The sequence below is a fragment of the Methanoculleus sp. UBA303 genome (genome assembly GCA_002501655.1).
In the GTDB taxonomy this organism is placed as follows: Archaea; Halobacteriota; Methanomicrobia; order Methanomicrobiales; family Methanoculleaceae; genus Methanoculleus.
Genome location: DANY01000021.1, coordinates 14,482 through 32,039, shown reverse-complemented (window position 1 = coordinate 32,039; position 17,558 = coordinate 14,482). Strand labels below are relative to the sequence as shown.

Genomic DNA, 17,558 nt, shown 5'->3' with positions numbered 1-17,558 from the left:
ATATATACCGGATCCACCCCTCCGGGAGCAGGAGACTCTCTCATGGGTACCCATGCTCTCGGTGCGTTCATAAGACTCGGGAGGTTCCGCCTCCTCCTCTCGGGTTTCATCCCGTTCACCGCCGGGGCGCTGCTTGCGTTCCTCCTCGGGGCACGGTTCACCCCGGCGCAGTTCTTCCTCGGCTACGCGGCCATGGCGGCGGCGCACCTCTCGGTCCACTACAGCAACGACTACTTCGACGCCGACGCCGACCGGTTCGTCGAGACGACGGCGATATCCGGGGGGAGCGGCGTCCTCGCCACCAACCCGGACCTCAAGCCCGCCGCGTTCTGGGCGGCCGTCGTCCTGATGGCGGTCTCAATCCTCGCCGGCTACGCCTTCGTGGTCATCTACGCCTACCCGGCCGTCTTCCTCGCCTTCGCCGTCGGCGGCAACCTCCTCGGCTGGTTCTACACGGCGCCGCCGCTCCGGCTCGCCTACCGGAACCTCGGGGAGGTCACGAACATGATCACCTTCGGCCTCCTGATGCCGGGGGCGGGCTACTTCGTCGCGATGGGGAGGCTTGACGCCGCCTTCTTCGCGTTCTCTCTCCCGCTCTTCCTCTATGGGCTCGTCTTCATCGTGAGCGTCGAGATCCCGGATAGGGAGGGCGATATCGCGGGTGGGAAGCGGACCCTCATCGTGCGGAGGGGGCGCGTTTATGGGTTCTCGCTCATCGCCCTCGCGGCGGCGCTTGCGACCGCGACACTCCTTCTCTTTGCGGTCACCGGCGTCTTTGCCCCCGTGGACTTCCGGCCGGTGGCGCTGTTCTCGTGTATCCCGCTCGGTATAGCGCTCTGGGGGTTCCTGAACCGCTCCCCGGATCGGGCGCCGGCCCTCCGCTACGCTACCGCGAATATCCTGGGCTACTTTATCTTCCAGGGGCTTGTAGCCGTCTACTTCGCCCTTGCGGCCGCTGCGACCCGATAAAAAAAGAGTTGGGAGATTACTTCCGCATCATGAAGAAGTATCCGGCCGCTATGACGATGACGAGCACAGCGAAGATCGCGATGATCATCATCATGGGCAGCCCTTCAGCGGGCTGATCCCCGGACGGTGTCGTGGGCGTTGTCGTGGTCGTCGTGGTCGCCGTCTCGATCGGGGTGACCGTTGTTACAGGCTCGGTGAAGAGCGCGTAGATGCTGAAGTGGGTTATCCGGATCTCGACGGTCCTCGTGCCCGGGATGACGGTCGTCTGAACGTCCTCCCAGAGGCCGGTCTCCTTGTTGTACCACTTCATCGTGAGCTTGTTGCTGTTGGGGTCGAGAGTCTTCCAGACGTCCTCGGGGATATTGAGCGAGAGCGTGATGCCCGGGCTGAAGGTGGCGCCGTCGGGGCCGGCCTCGTAGGCGTAGCCGGCGAACCGGAAGACCGATCCGGACGGGATGGCCGGGACCGCGTCGCCGGCGAGGGGACTGAGGGAGATCTCGCCAAGCGGTTTGCCGTCGGCATCGAGCGCCTTCACGCCGATCGGGACGAGCAGGCCTCCGATGTTGTCATTGGCGTTCACGATGATGGACTTGAGGACGGTGCCCGAGCTGCCGGTCAGCAAGGTACCGGTCCCGGTGTAGGAGGCGGTGGTGCTGCCGCTGCCGCCGCCACTGCCGCGGTGGTAGTAGGGTGTGGGCGTGGGCGTCACGGCGGGGGTGATCTCGAGCGTGTGCACGCCGTAGGCCTGCATCGTTCCCCTCGCACTCTGCCCTGCCAGGTAGACCTGGTAGGTTCCGGCGTCAAGCCCGGTTGTCGAGACCGTAGCCTGATTCGTATTTGCCACCACGTACTTCCCGCTGTTCGGGCTGACGTAGATATTGCCGATGAGTTTCTGGGTTGCGGGGATGCCGCTATGGGTGATGTTCAGGCGGAGGGTGTCTTTACCGAGCGTCGCTGCATCGATGAACGCGGTGCCCTTGTAAGCAACATTGTTGCGGAGCAGGACCACGCCAAGGCGTTCACAGGGTGTGTCAAACTTTGCGGTGAAGGTTTCGTTCAGCTTCACGCTCGTGGCAGAGATCGAACCCTGGTTGGAGTCCTCAAGGACCACAACCGGCATTGCGGCAAGGAGGCCGATCCGGTCATCGTCCACGGTGATTGCGGCGAGCGCGTAGTCACCGGGTGGGAGCTTGATTTCTTTCAGGCCCTGCGCACCCAATTGGTACCCATTGCCGCCCAGGTCCACCTGGTTCTTATGATGACCAAGGACCCCGGTGACGGAAGTGTCATAAGCGGGGACCGTGATGTTCTCTCCAGAGGAGTTGCCCTGATTGACTTTACCTTTATCATCGATTGTGACCTCTGTCCAGCCACCGTCAATGAAGATGTATGCGGTCTTCTTCACGAGTTCCATGTAGTCGACCGATCTCATGCTGCCCTTTCCGCCTTTTATCAGGTCAGCGATGTAGGACTCATTCGCCTCAGCGAGCACGAGGACGGCTTTCTGTGTGTTTGGAACCTTCACCGTGAAGTCGAGGACCGTGCCGGGTTCGTAGACCCAGGCGTTACGGTAGGTGTCGCTCCCACTAACGGTTATGTTTGCATTTTTGTCCACGGTCACGTAAGTATCGTTGGTGACCTGACCGACGTTTGTAACGTACTTCTGCAGCTGATCCAGGGTGGGGAAGGGTACGTCGCGCCCGTTATGGAGGGTGATGGAACTCACGCCGGTCCGGCTGAGGTCTTTTGCTGCGGTGTAGGTCGTGTCGATGCCGGAGACCTTGCCCATCTTCGTCGAGTTCACCCAGATCATGTAGTTGTTGTAGAGGTGGAACGCGCGCTTGGCGTAGTTACCGGCCTTGTCGTAGGCACGGAACTCGAGGTCGCGGTTTCCGACGTTGATTGTTGTTGTGGCGGTTCCGGTGGTCCTGATGTCCTGCCAAAGTTCTTTCCCGGTTGCCGCGTCCACGAGGGCGACACGGGCAAAGCTTGGGTCGGAATCGGAGACAGCCCAGTTCAGGGTGAGGGTCTCGCCGGCCTCGATGTAGCCATCACCGTCACCGTCGCTGTCGGTGATGGTGAAGGTGTCAATCTTCGGCGCCTTGGTATCGAGCGTGAAGGTCCAGTTCAGGGATTGCGAGTTTCCGTAGTTATCGGTTCCGCTGACCTCCACCCAGTACTCGCCATCGGCGAGGTCACGGGGCAGGGTTCCTTTTGCGCAGCTACCTTCGATGGTGGCACCTAGATCCTTCTCATATGTCGCATTACCGAGACACATGGTGACCGGTCCCAGCATCTCGGTGATGAGTACCGAGGCAGACTCCGGGATTTCATTGATGTAGCTCTCTGGTGCAGGGATCGGGTCCGAGAATCCAGCAGCAACGACGCTGATGGGTGTTGTGGTATTCTTCCCTTCGTTCCCGGCGGCATCGATGGCCGTGACGGTCAGCGTGACGTCATTCTCAACCGGCCAGGTGACCTGCCTATTGAAGGTGTAGTCAGGGGCCGATCCACCGAGCGGAAGGAGATCATACACGACCGCTGCATGGGTCGAATTCTTCAGGGTGGCCTGAGCGGATTTTATCTCACCAGCCTCATGGATCGTCCCGGCAACGTCGAACGTCGACGGGACGCGTCCCTTCGTGTCGAGCGTGATTACCGGGAGCACTTTATCCTCGGTGGTGAAGGTGCCGTTCTGGACGGTTGTATAACTCATGTAGCTGATATCATCACTAACCCCAATCTTCTCCAACTCGAGACCAACCTCCATCCTACTCCCATCGTTCTTCTCTGGCTTAACCGTAAAGGTGATATCCCATAGCCAGGTTCCGGTTGGTATCCTCTTACCACTTGCGAGTGCCAACTTAAATCCGCTTCTCGGATTATTCAACTCATCTGTTCCGAAGACGTTAGACAGATCCTCATTCAGACTAAAGTTGGTAACTTCTGCAACGGATTCATCGTAGTGAACTTTTAGCTGCAGGGCTTTCACCGCCGGATCGTACGAGCCATTGAGGAAGATGAACACATGAGCGTTCTCTCCCCCTTTGACTCCCAGTGCATCGGTTGCAACAAGTGTGCCGCCACTTGCAGCAGCACCTGTCGTAACGACACAGAGCGCAAGTAAAAACGGCAGTATTACACCAGCCGTTATAAGTCTCGACAATTCCATGATTTACCCTCTCATCTCCAATACAATTAACCCTTTCTTTTTAATACCATTACGATAAAGACTGCAGAGAGTGCAAGCAGGGCAGGTAATACTGCCTTCGGCGTGCTCTCTGTCTCTACTCCTCTTTCAGGCGCTCCCTGTGACTCCACCGGGGGTACCTGCGTTGCCATGGTTGTTGTTTCGGTCGTCAGGGCCGGTGTTGTCCCAGTCTCCGTCAACTGCGGCGTCCCTGCAGGTACGGCGGTTTTCGTCGGCAGAGAGACCTGAGTCGACGCAGGCGTGACGCTCCCGCTGCCTAGCGTGTTCCCTGATGTGGAAGACCCTGGCGTGGGGATTGTCCCGCTAAATTCCAGATTGGTGAAGGGAATGGGGTCACCACGGGTATTTCCCAGATCCCTGACACTGATCGTGATGGAACCGGTCCCCTCAACCTTCATGGACGCGACAGGGATGTCCCCAGTCAGCCCTTCAGCCGATATCCCGGCAATTATGGTCATCCCCTCGTCGTTCCGTATGTTCTCTGCCACCAGAAAACCTGAGAGAGGTTCGACCGAGGTGACAGAGACATCAGGCCCGTACGAGAGAACAACGTCAAAAGCACCAAGTCCAATGCTGTCGTCGATGCCTGCGACGATGAGTTGCCCGTCAGTGAGGCGTACTTCCGCTGCCTGTGCCGCTGTGAACGATACGCACAGTACCGCTACAAGAAAGAGTGTGCGTGAAAAAGTGGAGTTCATGAGTTAACACCCCTCAACTATAGGATGGGATCATAGTATTCGTCTACGTTCCCTACGACATAGTTCAAGATAGCAACTGCATCGAACACATTTGTTTCACCGTTCTTCGTTGCATCGGGGTAGTCATAGGCATTTTGGAATTCATTAACTCCAATATTGCCTACAACAAAGTCCAGAACAGCAACAGCATCGAATATATCTACCTCGTTGTTTGAAGTCGCATCACCCAGCAGCCCACCTTCAAACCCGATCTCAACCGTATTGCTGCCTGCCGTCGTGTTGTAGACGATCAAGGTAGCATTCGTGGTTGAGTAGGTCGCCCCGTCTTCGCCATACTCAAACGTCCCACTGATGAGCTCATACGTCGCATTTTCGCCGTTCACCTTCACCACCGGCTCGTTCACCAGGTACCGCATCGGGAACTCAAGCGCAATGCCGAGTTCACCGCCGTCCCCGAGGACCGTCACGGTGTAGGTGGTGTTCTCATTCCGAAGCGCGCTGAGCCGCCCGGCCGGTTTCTGCTCCACACTGGCGATGCTGCCTGCCCCTCCCTCCGAGAAGACCAGAGCCGGTTCAGTGAGGGACGACGGGAGCGTGACGTTGCAGAGCGCCGTCGCATCAGGCGTGACCCGGACCGCGGTGCGGATCGAGGGGTGGTCGTTGGTTCCATTCACGACAAGCGTGTAGTTGCCGTTGAGGACGTTGGTGAAAGTGTGGGTTGGTACATTCTCCTGAAGAATGGGAACACGGCCTTCTCCAACGAGCGTTATGCTCTTGGCCTGAGCGGGTGCGCCGTTCTCATCGACGACGTTGACGCTGACGTTCCCCCTGCCCCTGACCGTGAAGGTCTCGCTGGCAAAGGTCACATCTGTATCATCGTAGAGCGGCCGGATACGGAGGTCCAGATCCAGTTCCCCGTGATCTTCAGGAGTTATCGTGAACTTGTAGGTCTGAAGATCGCTCACATTCCACGCGACAGACTGGATGAAGAGCGAGGGGTGGTCGTTGCCTGTCGTGCCGTTCAGGTACTGGAATGCGCCTGGCTCATTGTTTTCGGTGATTCCGGTCTCGTTATCGAAGGTAAACCCTGCGATCGGGATCTCGATCATCGGGGAGTAGACACCTGTCTTTTCTGGCGTGACCTTGATCGTCACGTCTGCTTTCTCACCGGCAACCATCTCGGTTGGGAGGATTTCAACATTGTAGGTATTGCGGATCTTCTGTATCAACGAGGCGTCGCTCAGGATCCCGATATCAGTCGAGACCTGCAGGAGCCCGGCCTCTTCCTCGTAGCCGAATGACTGGATCAGCCGGCTTCCCTGAATATCCCAATCGATCTCGTTGACCGGGGCGGACTGTGAGTGGTCGACGCTGACCAGGAACGGGCCGGTAGCTCCGGTGGACGTGGCAGTGAGCGTGTGGGACTTCACCGTGCTGAACCCATTGTTGAAGGTGCGTCCTGGGATTGGGGTCCCACCCGCCATCAGGGTGTCCATCTGGTCTTTCGTCAGTGTGTACTCGATCCGCGGGGTTGTCGCGTCCATCGAGAAGGTCTTTATCAGCTCCCCCTCGTACCACCTGACCTCAACCGTACCGGTGGTAACCTCCGTCGGCTGGCACTGGATCAGCGCATCGATGGCTACCTGGGAGGCCCAGGTGTATCCCCATCCTCCGCCATTCTCGTACTGGTTGATGAGCCAGCCGACCCCCTTCTGGATCGTCTCATTATCGGCAGGAATCCCGGTCGCGTTCAGCGCGAGGACAGCGTACGCGGTCGCTTCGGTCTTCCTTCCGCCGTCATACCAGCCATAGTAACCGTCACTGCCGACAGGCCAGAAGCCCTCCGATTCCTGGGCGCCGATCAACCATATCTTCGCATTCTCCTTTGCATCACCGATCTCCTCGTCGGAGACATCATCAGATGTCATCGCGAAGGCCTCAAGCCCCCAGAGGGCGAGCGCAGTTGCCATCGCCTCATCATCGCCGGAGGACCAGGAGCCCTCTGGATTCTGGGTACGAATGAAGTACCGCGTGGCGTTTCTCATGTTGTCTTTCATGTAGCCGCTGTATGGCTCCTGGACGTCCACTGTCTGGTTGATCATGTCATGGATGAGCATGACGAACGCGGTGTTCGACTCAGGAGTCCACGAGTGGCAGACGTGAGCGCTCCACGTCCAGGTGCCGCTGCTCCTGTTGTCCGGGTATTCATGGAACCACTCGATCAGTTTCTCAAAGTTCACAGTGTCGTTTTCGACCGTGGTGCCGTTGGAGACCTTCCCGTCAAGGAGCGTATATAAATTTTTGTCACCGTTGATCCTGGCGAGGGTGTAGCCCGCGTAGGAACTCGACGACGATTCCGAGGGCTCGCCGCCCCAGAGGCTCCAGCCGCCTGCACTTTCCGGATAGCGACTTCCGATGTTCTGGCCTACCTCGCCGCCCGCAAGAAGTTTTTTGACACCGCCGGCGACCGAGGAGTCCGCGCGCTCCTTGATGTTGTCCCAGTCCGCGGGCCGGTCGCCCTCTGGGCGGCCCAGGTAGTAGTTCTTCACGTTGAGCGACGCCAGCATCCTGCTCGTCGTCTGCTCGACGCACCCGTAGGGGTAGCCGATGAGGTACTCGAGGCCCGAGAGGGTGCGCCCGCGGGCGCCGGACTGGACGATGATCTTTGTTACGTTGTCGTAGGTGTTGTTGGTGTGGAGGGTGTTGAAGGTCAGTTCGCCGGAGTGGGTGCTGTTTACAGACGTAGCACCGACCGACGAGACCCGGATCGAGGGGACCCAGATGAGCACTTCTTTCGTGCTGTTCCGTAAATCGGACACCCCGTTCGCGGCGATCTCAAACTCGATATCACCTTTGTTGATCAGGCCCGGCGTATCTGTCCACATCCAGGTGCCCACGTAGTTCCAGTCGCTGGCGTACAGGTAGCGGGTCTGGTTTCTCCCACCGTCAACCTCCACATGGGCCGGGGCGGTGATGTTGAACCAGGCGTTGCCGGACTGGCTCGCCTTCACGTAGGCATACATGTAGAACCATGAACCGGCGCTTGCCCTGTTGTCCCACGGGCCGGAGATATCACTGTTGAACTTGAGGGTGTACTCCTTCGCGGTGATGGTCTTCGCATCATCCCTCCGTCCCTTGAGGTCGACCTCCGTCTCATTTGTCACGTTGATGACGGCGGTGTAGGTCCCGGAGGCTTTAGGAGTCCACACCACTTCCTGCTGGAACTTACCCCATCCGGAGATGGTCGTACCGCTCCAGGTCTTGCTTATGACTGTCCCCGTCTCATTCTTGATCCAGACGGTAACATTCAGCTTGCCCGTCTCGACGCCCTGGTTGTTCACGACAGAGGCGATGATCGTGTTCTCCTTGCCGACGATCGCCTGGTTCGAGGCCGTGGCGATCCGGGCAGTGACGTCGTTGTGGCCAATCCTCGTGATCGTGGCCGGGGTGATGCTCGATACCGGAATCTCCTCGCCGGACGTGGAGTTCAGGAACCCGTAGTTGTTGACGGTGAGGTTGACCGTTGTCGACCCCTCCGTACCGCCCAGGCCGACAAACCGCATCATAAAGAGATCGGCACCGTCACCATAGGTGGTGATGCCATGGGGGCTTACGCCGGCGACCCGGATTCGGCCGCTCTTGGCGCTGTTGTCGTTAACCACAAGATTATCGATGACGTAGGGACCCGGGATAATAGCATCACCCGTTTCGGTAAGCCCGATGAATGCAGGATCCCATGTCACATAGAAATCGAACCCGCCAAGGTTGTTGACATCCCTCACCATAACGGTCAGGTCTACAACCTCCCCGGAGGCGCAGGTCCTCTCTGCCGGCTCCACTGAGAGCGTGGCGGCAGAGCAGACGCCGCAGAGGAGGGTGAGGAGCAGGATGCTCCAGAATACATTTCTCATTTCATTTTCCTCCAATATCACTCATTTCAATCTGAAGTACGCATCCCTCAGACCGACGTTGTGCTGGGCGATGAACATCGCATCACCGACATCGATCACTCCGTTCCTAGTGACGTCAGTCACGAGGAACGCCGGCGTCCCGGCAGCGGGCGTCTCCGTATCGAGGCCGACAACCAGCCTGAGGACTTTCAGAGTATCCCTCTGGTTGACCTCTCCGTCCTCGTATGCGTCACCGAGGAGCAGGAGATACGCACTGCCGCTCCTGACCTCGACAGGGATGGTCAGTCCGTTTGCATCGGTGAGTCCTGCGGCCAGGTTCAGGGGAGTCCCATCACCGGTCGTGCCGGTGACCTTGAACCGGACGGTGGCGATGGTGACGTTTCCGCTGACGCCGGATGTCTTCACGCCTTCACAGCGGACGCGGCCGTTTTCTATGTTCTGTGCAAAAATACCCAGTGGACCCGGGATGACCTTCTCCACCTCAAGGACAGAGCCGTTGAAGGTGAGGTCAATGTTGTAGGCGGCAAGCTTCTCGGCTCTGTAGACGATTATCGGGAGATCGTAGGTCGTATTGGGCACCAGCACGAGGTCCTTAGGGAGCTCGATGCGGGTTACCGCGCTTTCTGATGAAAGAATTGTGGCGGTTGCACGGTTGTTTGTAAACGTCGTCTCGTAATCGCTGACCCCACTCGGGTTGACCTCGGCACTGACCGTGTACTCGCGGGCGACAAGTGCCGTCTCGTTCCGCCAGATCACCGTCGACTCCCCTGGCTTGAGCGCTGGGATAGTGATCCCCGTCTCTTCTGTCTTGCCGGTGATGCGGTAGGTGAGGGTTGCTTCGTTGCTCCCGACCTCACCGAGGTTCGTCACCCTGACCCCGATCGCGGTCTCGCTCGCCGGTGTGGTGTACCTCGGCGCGACGACCTCCACGGCCAGGTCCGGCGCGGTGATCCTGACTGGGTGCACGAGCCGGTTGTTCTGGTAGTTCAGTTCCTTGACCGCTTCATTCGCGTTGACCGTGACCGCAACGTTGACGTCGACGGGCAGGCGGTAGTCGCTCGGGTCGATATCAAATTGTTTTGCGATGAACTCAAGCGATATACCGGAGATGACTGACTTTGTCTCCCCTACTCCAAGATCTTGCTTGAAGTAGGCAGGTTCGCTGTGGGGCCCGACCTCAGCGGTGCAGGTCATCTCGACCCCGTCATAGACATAATCCGCCGTCCCGACATTTTTGATGCGGAGGGCGACGTTGGAGATCGTGATGGTGTCATCCTTCTCAAGCTTCACGATGTGCGGTGCAGAGACTTCCGGCACGAAGTCGGGAAGGAGGGCAGCGGTCACCTCAAGGTAGCCACCGTCTTCCTGCACGAGTTCGCCGTCGTGGTAGCAGAGCACCAGGTAGGGGATATCCGATGCGTGAGCGAGGGTCTCCCGGAGCGCCTGCTGGCCGGCGGCCGGTGCGGTGAACGTCAGGGTCACCTTACCGGAGGTGTCCGTGTAGCCGGTCGCGATCACCGTGTAGGGGTCAGGGTACCAGTCAGCCGCGAAAAGAATGTTGCCGTCTCTCGGGTCCCCGTAGCATGAGAACGGATCCCAGTCCCCCGCCGCGCCAGCCGCAAGCACGACACGTGCACCGGAGATCGGCGCTCCGTCCCCGGTCGATACATTAAAGACGACCGGTACGGACGATCCGACGAGGACTGAGTCCGGCATTGTGTAGGAGACGGACCTCTCCGGGTGACGAAGCGTGGTGTAGAGATATTTACTGATGCTCTGTCTGTTCGGGTTCAGGAGACCGTACATGACCTCGTAATGTCCCTCGGCTGCAGGGGTCACCCGCTGGGTTTCCGTCCCGTTGAACTCCACAACAGCGGCCGCTTCGGTCGCCTCGGAATCCCATATGTACGTCGCGGATCGCCTGTTGAGGGTGAAGAAGCCCTTCTCGTGGATGGGTTCGCCGGCAGGCCCGTAGCTCCTGGCGATCACGTTGTAAGCATTGCCATCCCGGACAACACCGGCGATGTACGTCTCGGAGTCCGGAGAGAGTGCCCCTATGTACGCCGGTGCGCCGAATCCGTTCGATATCATCTCCGGGTTGACGGAGTACTGGTTAATCAAACCGAACGGGACACCGGTCCCCTCACCCATGGACCCGGAGATTCCCGCGGTGGCAAGGAGGTAATCCATCCGCGTTTTGCCGGTCGTATCGACGGTGAAGGTGCAGACACCATCCTCACCGGTCGCACCGGTCTCAACGCCATTCTCCGTGTAGAGGTATACAGTCTGTCCGGGCACCATGCTGGATGTTCTCGTGACCGGATCATAGGTGTAGACATATGCAGCGATGGTGGCCTCATCGGTGGGCACCGACGCATAGGCGTCCTGGTCCCAGGTCGCCGGCCAGTCGGGATAGCTGTAGATGTACGTCAGGTTCCCGTCATAGAAGTCCTCGTACACCGGCGGAGTGCTCCGGTGCATGAGCCAGGGTTCGAGCGTCCCGTAGACGAGAACTGTGGTCGCCTCACCGGGGGACATGGCCGTGGGTATGTAGTCATGCGGGGAGGCGAACCGGACGATCGCGATGTAGCCATCCTTCGGCATCGTGAAGTTCAGGATCCCGATACCATCCGTCAGGCTGACGGTGCCCGTGCGGGTCTCCGGCTTCATCCCGGCGATCTCCGTAAGAAGCGCCTGCATGTCACCCTGGTCGGGGGCAGAGAGCGCCCGGGCGCCTGCCGACGAGAGCGAGAGGACCTCAGTCTCGGTCAGCGTGGTGACGTAGACGTCGATGTCCTGGCTCACGGTCTTCTGTCCGTGGTGCGACCGGGCCATGAGCCCGAGGTCGACACTCTTCCCCGGCGGGCAGATGGCTCGCGAAGAGAGGGGAACGACCTCCTGGAAGGAGTGCATCTCCTGACCCACGGAGATGGATCCTGCGTCTCTGCCATCGATCCCGAGGTCGAGGGAGGTTTCATCGAGAGGCCTCCCGGTAAGATTGAGCGAATACGATATGACACCATCTACCGGGACAAGCACCTCTTCAACGATGCGCTCACTGGAGTTGTTGACCGTGAAGGTGACGCTCCCCGTGTAGGGCGAGCCGTCGGCGGTGAGAAGCGGATACTTGATCGGGACGGTCGCGTTATACGGCACGGAGTAGCCCTCTCCCTCAAAGATGGGGACGACCGGGTTCGGCGTCGGGGTCGGGGTCGGGGTGACCGGGTACTTATACACCCAGTCTTCAATCCTGAGGTCACCATAGGCTATCCTTGTGTACACATAATTGCCGCCGGGGACGCCGGATATATCCGCGCCATAATAGACGGACCCGTTCGCATCGGTCCTGAGTGTCTGGTTTACGACGTAGATGAAGTGGGACTGGTAGTTGTAGTAATCGTCATACCACACGCTGATATCAACGTCTTCTCCTGCCATGGGCTCCCCGGCGGTCGTGTTCCAGAGAACCGCCATGACCGGGAGGGTGTCGCCTGTTACGGAGTAGGAGGAGAGGGTTCCGCCGATGAGCTCGTGCAGGATCCCGTCGGAGGGTTTCGTCCCGCCGAGGCCGCCGGTGATGTTCACCGCCTCGTAGGCGTTGATCCTGCCTGCGCCATAGGCGTTGTTCGGCAGCATCGCCGGCAGGGGGGTCCCGTCTTTACCGATGTGGACCGCCGTCTCCATCAGGGCGGCCTTCACGTCGGCGGGCGTGAGGGTGCTGTTGCCCGAGAGCATCAGCGCCGCCGCCCCGGCAACGGCCGGGCAGGACATTGATGTACCCTGCATGGAGGCGTACCACCCTTCGCGGTATGCCGATATGATGCCGACACCGGGTGCCATGACGTCGGGTTTGACGTAGGGTGCATCACGGTTCACCGGCCCCATGCTGCTGAAGGATGCACGGTAGTCCATCAGGTAGTCAGTGGCACCGACGGTGATGGCGTCTTCTGCCGTCCCGGGCGTGCCGATGGTTGAAGTGCCGTACCAACCGTCGTTCCCGGCGGAGACCGCGACGACGGTGCCGCCCTTGACGATGTTGTTGACGGCGGTATCGAGGATGGTCTCCCCGTTGGACTGGTAGCACTCGGAGAGCCTGATCTCCTCGATCCAGACCTCAGCTGCTCCAGTGTTCGTGACGTTGAGTTTCCAGACCCCGTTCCAACCGGCGGTGTTCGAGGCATAAGGTGCCTTGAAGTAGTAGCAGTTATCATCCTGGTCGAAGCCGAGCCAGTCAACCTCAGCCCCGCTGGCACTCCTGCCCTGAGCATCGGTCAAGGTGATCGTGAGGTTCGCCAGGGGGTCCGCGAAGCCATAGTCGGCCGCAGTGGCGTAGTAGTACGGGCCCTCGACCCTGACCGAGCCGATCACGAACTGGGGCTCATAGAGGACACCGAAACTCTCGTGCATCTGCGATGAGACAACAAGTGAAACAGTCTGATTCTCGCCCTCGGAGAGGGAGAAGTCACTCTCGGATTCGTCGCGGGAGACATAGGTTCCAAGGCTCATGGAGACGACGTCGGCCCCGTTCTCGACCGCCCACTGGACGCCGTCGAAGATGGTGCTGAACGGGCCGGAACCTTCATTGTCGAGGACTTTCGCCCCGATCAGGTTCGCTCCGGGCGCGACGCCCAGGGTCACGGTTAGTCCTCCCTGGCTGACCGTACCCCCTGCCGCCGTACCGGCGCAGTGGGTGCCGTGGCCGTGGTCATCGTAGGGAGTCTCGTTCTGCCCCCCGACGAAGTCGGCGAATGCGACGACGCGGTTGCCAAACGCCGGGTGGCTACCGTCGATACCGGTGTCGATGACGGCTATCGTCACGCCTTCACCGGTGTTCCCGCTCTTCCAGACGGACGGGGCCTCGATGAAATCCGCGCTCCAGACGGTGGCGTACTCATCAGGCCCCGGCCGGTGAATGGAGTCGGGGTTGATCGTTGAAGAGACCCCTGCGACCGGGTCGTTCACTGTGACAGTCAGGTCGGGCTCGATGCGGCTGACCCCGGGAATCGCGGCAAGCCGGTTCAGGCTCGCCGGGTCGGCCTCAACCCGGATCGCGTTTGCGATCCAGTAGGACTGAGCGGTCTCAAAGGCAGTCGTATCGACCGCCCTGACGGTCTGCAGCACCTGCGCCTGCCGACCCAGAGCATCGGCTTTGAGCTGGCCAAATGACGAAAACTGCTGCGGCTGTTCGTTCAGAACCAGAAACACCGGGATCCGTTCCCCGGCTTGCTGTGGCGGGGGGTCCCGTAGAAGGGTGTGGTCCTCATCTGGCAGGGCACTCGCTGTGCCCGCCAAAAGCAGTACAAAGAGCAGGAATATCAGGCCTGCCTGTGATCTCGACAATTTCATGCAAATCACCAGAAATCAGACGATAATAGACTAAAGAATTTATGTGGTATATAATAACTTTGTTTTAATTTTCAGATCTTCGATGAAATTATACCTAATTTAAAGAATCAGAGAACTTCCGTGTGACATTTACCACAGTAAATATTATCTATTTATATCATAAGAATAATATTGGATTATATCCATTATTTCAGGAAATATGGAACTTATATTCGGTTTTATCGACCAATGACCAAAAATTATAGGATATATGCTAAAACAAAGAGATTAAGGTGATATCCTATAGATGCCAGGCGCCTATTTCCTGTGCGCGGAGGTACTGGCGTTAATTCCGACACAGATCGCTGATCTGGCCTTCTTCTTCACCCAATACCCATAGCACCTCGACGGGCAGCAGGTCCCGCGGAATGGGGTCGCGGTGGCACCGGGACTGGTTGCACGTCCGGGACAAAAACGAAGGGTGTGGGTTACCCCGGCAGTTCAAACCAGACATCCCGGAGCCCGACGTTGTACTGCGCGATGAAGAGGGCATCGCCGACCTCGATCACCCCGTTTCGGTGGACGTCGGTCTTCTGGAACAACAGGAGGTCGTTGTCCACATCGGGCTTACTCTCCAGTCCCACGACCTGCTGGAGCACGAGGAGGGTATCAGCCTGGTTGACCTGCCTATCCTCGTTGGCGTCACCGAAGAGGACCGGGGTGACTTTGATGTAGTTGGGCTTTGTACAGACCATCTTCCCCCCGTTGGCCGAGAGCGCGACGGTATAGTTGCCGGGGGCGGTGTAGGTGTGGGTCGGGTTCTGCACGATGGAAGTGCCGCCGTCCCCGAATTTCCAGGACCAGGACTTCGGATCACCGGTGCTCTCGTCGGTGAACCGGACGGTGAGCGGCGCCGGGCCGGCAGTCACGTCCGCCGAGAAGCCCGCTCCTGACGTGGCCGCAAGATCGAGGCGGGTCGAGGTGCCCGGAGTGTAGACCGCTGTCCCGGTGGCTCTCGCGCCGCCGACAAAGAACGTGATGGTCTTCCCGATGTCATCATCCTCCCCGCTGACGAGCAGCCGTTTATCAAAGGTGGCGTACCCACCGTAGAACCCGGCGCTCTCAAGGGTGAGCGACCCGCAGTCGCGGCCGTCGATCCGGGCGGTGATGACGGTCCCGGCCGGCGCGGGGTTTCCGTCGATCGTGACCGAGCCCCAGAACTCCGCGGGGAGAAGGGGGACGGCAGATGCCGTCCCGATGAGGGCGATGAGGAGGAGGATAAGGGGGAGACGTCTCACCGGTATCACGCCCCGATGGCGCAGAGCGTGCCCGGCTCGGTCATGTAGAGCCAGTAGCCCTTTCCGGGATAAACTGATCTGGTATCGGCGTTCGTGCCGCTCCCACCATTGACGATCCCCGCCTCGAAAGCTTGCTTCCCGGCGTTAAACCCGATCAGGGTCGTCCACTGTGCGTTGACCGAGTGGAATGTATCCCGCGCTGTTGCCGGGATCGTGCTGGTGACTCCGACGGCGTTCCAGCCCGTGGAGAGGGAGCGTTTAGCCGGCGGGAGGAGGGGATCAGTCGAGAAGTTGAGCAGGACCGTCGAGGGCTCGGTTGAGTACATCCAGAATCCTTCGAGGGGGGCGAGGCGGTCGGTTGCTACGAGTGGTACCCATTCTCCGGCGGCGGCGTCATAGCGGAGGACCGAGTGGCCGTCCGTTTCGACGGGGGCAAAGATCAACGCGGTGTCATTGCCTGCCGCAAGCGGCCGGGGGACCGAGATGAAGTTCCACCCGGGGTGGAGGGTGAGGTTAGCAGGCGCAGGTATTTGGGATGGGGTAAAAACTCCTTCCTCGGTCTCGATCAGATCGATGAGGAAGCCATATGACGTATATTGACCATCTGTAACTAACTTCACCCGGAGGGTGTCGGTGGTCTGCCACTCGGTCCAGAAATCTGTGTTATCAGTCGGACCTTTATAATACACTAACTCTCTACCGAGTTCATCGTAAATCCTGAGGGTGTCGTAGTGTGACCAGGAGCCTGCCAGGCTCAATTTATCAAAATGAAGCCGCGTCTTGTTGGCACCAGGCATGGAGATCTTCCAGGTGTGCACATAATTGTTGGCATAGGGGTGGTACGACTCTGCGAAATGTTCGGTAGGCGGGAATTTCTCATACCTGCAGTCGACCTTGTCAATGAGGAATCCGTATGACGTATATCGGCTATCTGTGACTAACTTCACCAGGAGGGTGTCGGTGGTCTGCCATGCAGTCCAGAAATCTGTGCCATCATCCGGACCTTTATAATACACTAACTCTCTACCGAGTTCATCGTAAATCCTGAGGGTGTCGTAGTGTGACAAGGAGCCTGCCAGGCTCAGTTTATCAAAATGAAGTCGCATCTGGTTAGCACCGGGCTTGGAGATCTTCCAGGTGTGCACATAATTGTTGGCATAGGGGTGATATGACTCTGCGAGGTGCTCGGTAGGTGGGATTTTCTCATCCCTGCACTCGACCTTGTCAATGAGGAATCCGTATGACGTATATCGGCTATCTGTGACTAATTTCACCCGGAGGGTGTCGGTGGTCTGCCATGCAGTCCAGAAATCTGTGTCATCATCCGGACCTTTATAATACACTAACTCTCTACCAAGTTCATCGTAAATCCTGAGGGTGTCGTAGTGTGACAAGGAGCCTGCCAGGCTCAGTTTATCAAAATGAAGTCGCATCTGGTGGGCACCGGGATCGGAGATCTCCCAGGTGTATGTAAAGTTATTGGCATAGGGATGTTTAGACTCGACGGTAATATTCCGTATCCTGCTGGGCTGGACAGAGGCGTGCAGGGTAGCATCCGTTGTTGTACCATCAGGGACGGTATCCGTAAGCCATTCGGGCTGCTCGGTACTTCCATTTTCCTCACAGGTATCGATGATGCTCTGATCCAAATCCCTGGAATCATAATCACTCTCTGAGATGTTGACAGACCACGGTTCCGGGGTATCCGTTACAGTCACCGATCCGCCTGACTCTGAGAAATACTCTCCACTTTCGTCGCAACCAACCTTGATGTCTGATAACAACGGGCCACTGGTACTGCTTTCATTGACACAGAGGAGAGGGGTTATATTCGTTGACTGACTCTCCGAAGGCTCAAGATACGTAACCTCCGGGGCAGGAGGGGATGCGCCTGTAGTGTCAGTCGGAAGCGGCTCCGCCGCCACGCCCAGAGGCGCCAGCGCAATAAGTAGAGCAATTGCAAGCGTGAATATCTGCTTCATTATCACCACATCATGTTAGCGGATACTAGCCAGATCCTGATTTCCTGCCTACCGAGAAACGAGAGGTAACTGTTGAAGCAGGTGTTGCCAGGAAGCCCGGACTGCCTGGGGGTGGCTCGTGCCGGGCGGGTCGGTGAATGCTTCTCGTCCGGGGCGATCAGTCT

General features: G+C 58.6%; 7 protein-coding genes. 1 reads left to right on the top strand and 6 read right to left on the bottom strand.

Features of this window, described 5'->3' with window-relative positions; all coding sequences use genetic code 11:
• The first annotated feature begins 42 nt into the window (after positions 1–42).
• Positions 43–969, top strand: a complete 927-nt coding sequence (locus BP846_RS04275) for a prenyltransferase (protein ID WP_292392813.1) — start codon at positions 43–45, stop codon at positions 967–969.
• A 16-nt stretch (positions 970–985) separates the two neighbouring features.
• Here the strand turns inward: BP846_RS04275 and BP846_RS04270 are convergent, their stop codons facing one another.
• From BP846_RS04270 to BP846_RS04245, 6 genes are all read right to left on the bottom strand, one after another.
• Complete coding sequence (locus BP846_RS04270) at positions 986–3,739, bottom strand: hypothetical protein (protein WP_292392812.1); 2,754 nt, start codon at positions 3,737–3,739, stop codon at positions 986–988.
• A 428-nt stretch (positions 3,740–4,167) separates the two neighbouring features.
• Positions 4,168–4,878, bottom strand: a complete 711-nt coding sequence (locus tag BP846_RS04265) for a hypothetical protein (RefSeq protein ID WP_292392811.1) — start codon at positions 4,876–4,878, stop codon at positions 4,168–4,170.
• 17 nt (positions 4,879–4,895) lie between these two features.
• Positions 4,896–8,789, bottom strand: a complete 3,894-nt coding sequence (locus BP846_RS04260; protein ID WP_292392810.1) for a hypothetical protein — start codon at positions 8,787–8,789, stop codon at positions 4,896–4,898.
• 21 nt (positions 8,790–8,810) lie between these two features.
• Positions 8,811–13,994: a S8 family serine peptidase gene (locus BP846_RS04255; RefSeq protein ID WP_292392809.1), complete on the bottom strand. Its 5,184-nt coding sequence runs from the start codon at positions 13,992–13,994 to the stop codon at positions 8,811–8,813.
• A 608-nt stretch (positions 13,995–14,602) separates the two neighbouring features.
• Positions 14,603–15,412, bottom strand: a complete 810-nt coding sequence (locus BP846_RS04250) for a PKD domain-containing protein (RefSeq protein WP_292392808.1) — start codon at positions 15,410–15,412, stop codon at positions 14,603–14,605.
• A 5-nt stretch (positions 15,413–15,417) separates the two neighbouring features.
• A complete protein-coding gene (locus BP846_RS04245; RefSeq protein WP_292392807.1) occupies positions 15,418–17,394 on the bottom strand; it encodes a CUB domain-containing protein in 1,977 nt (658 codons plus the stop codon).
• Between the last annotated feature and the right edge of the window lie 164 nt (positions 17,395–17,558).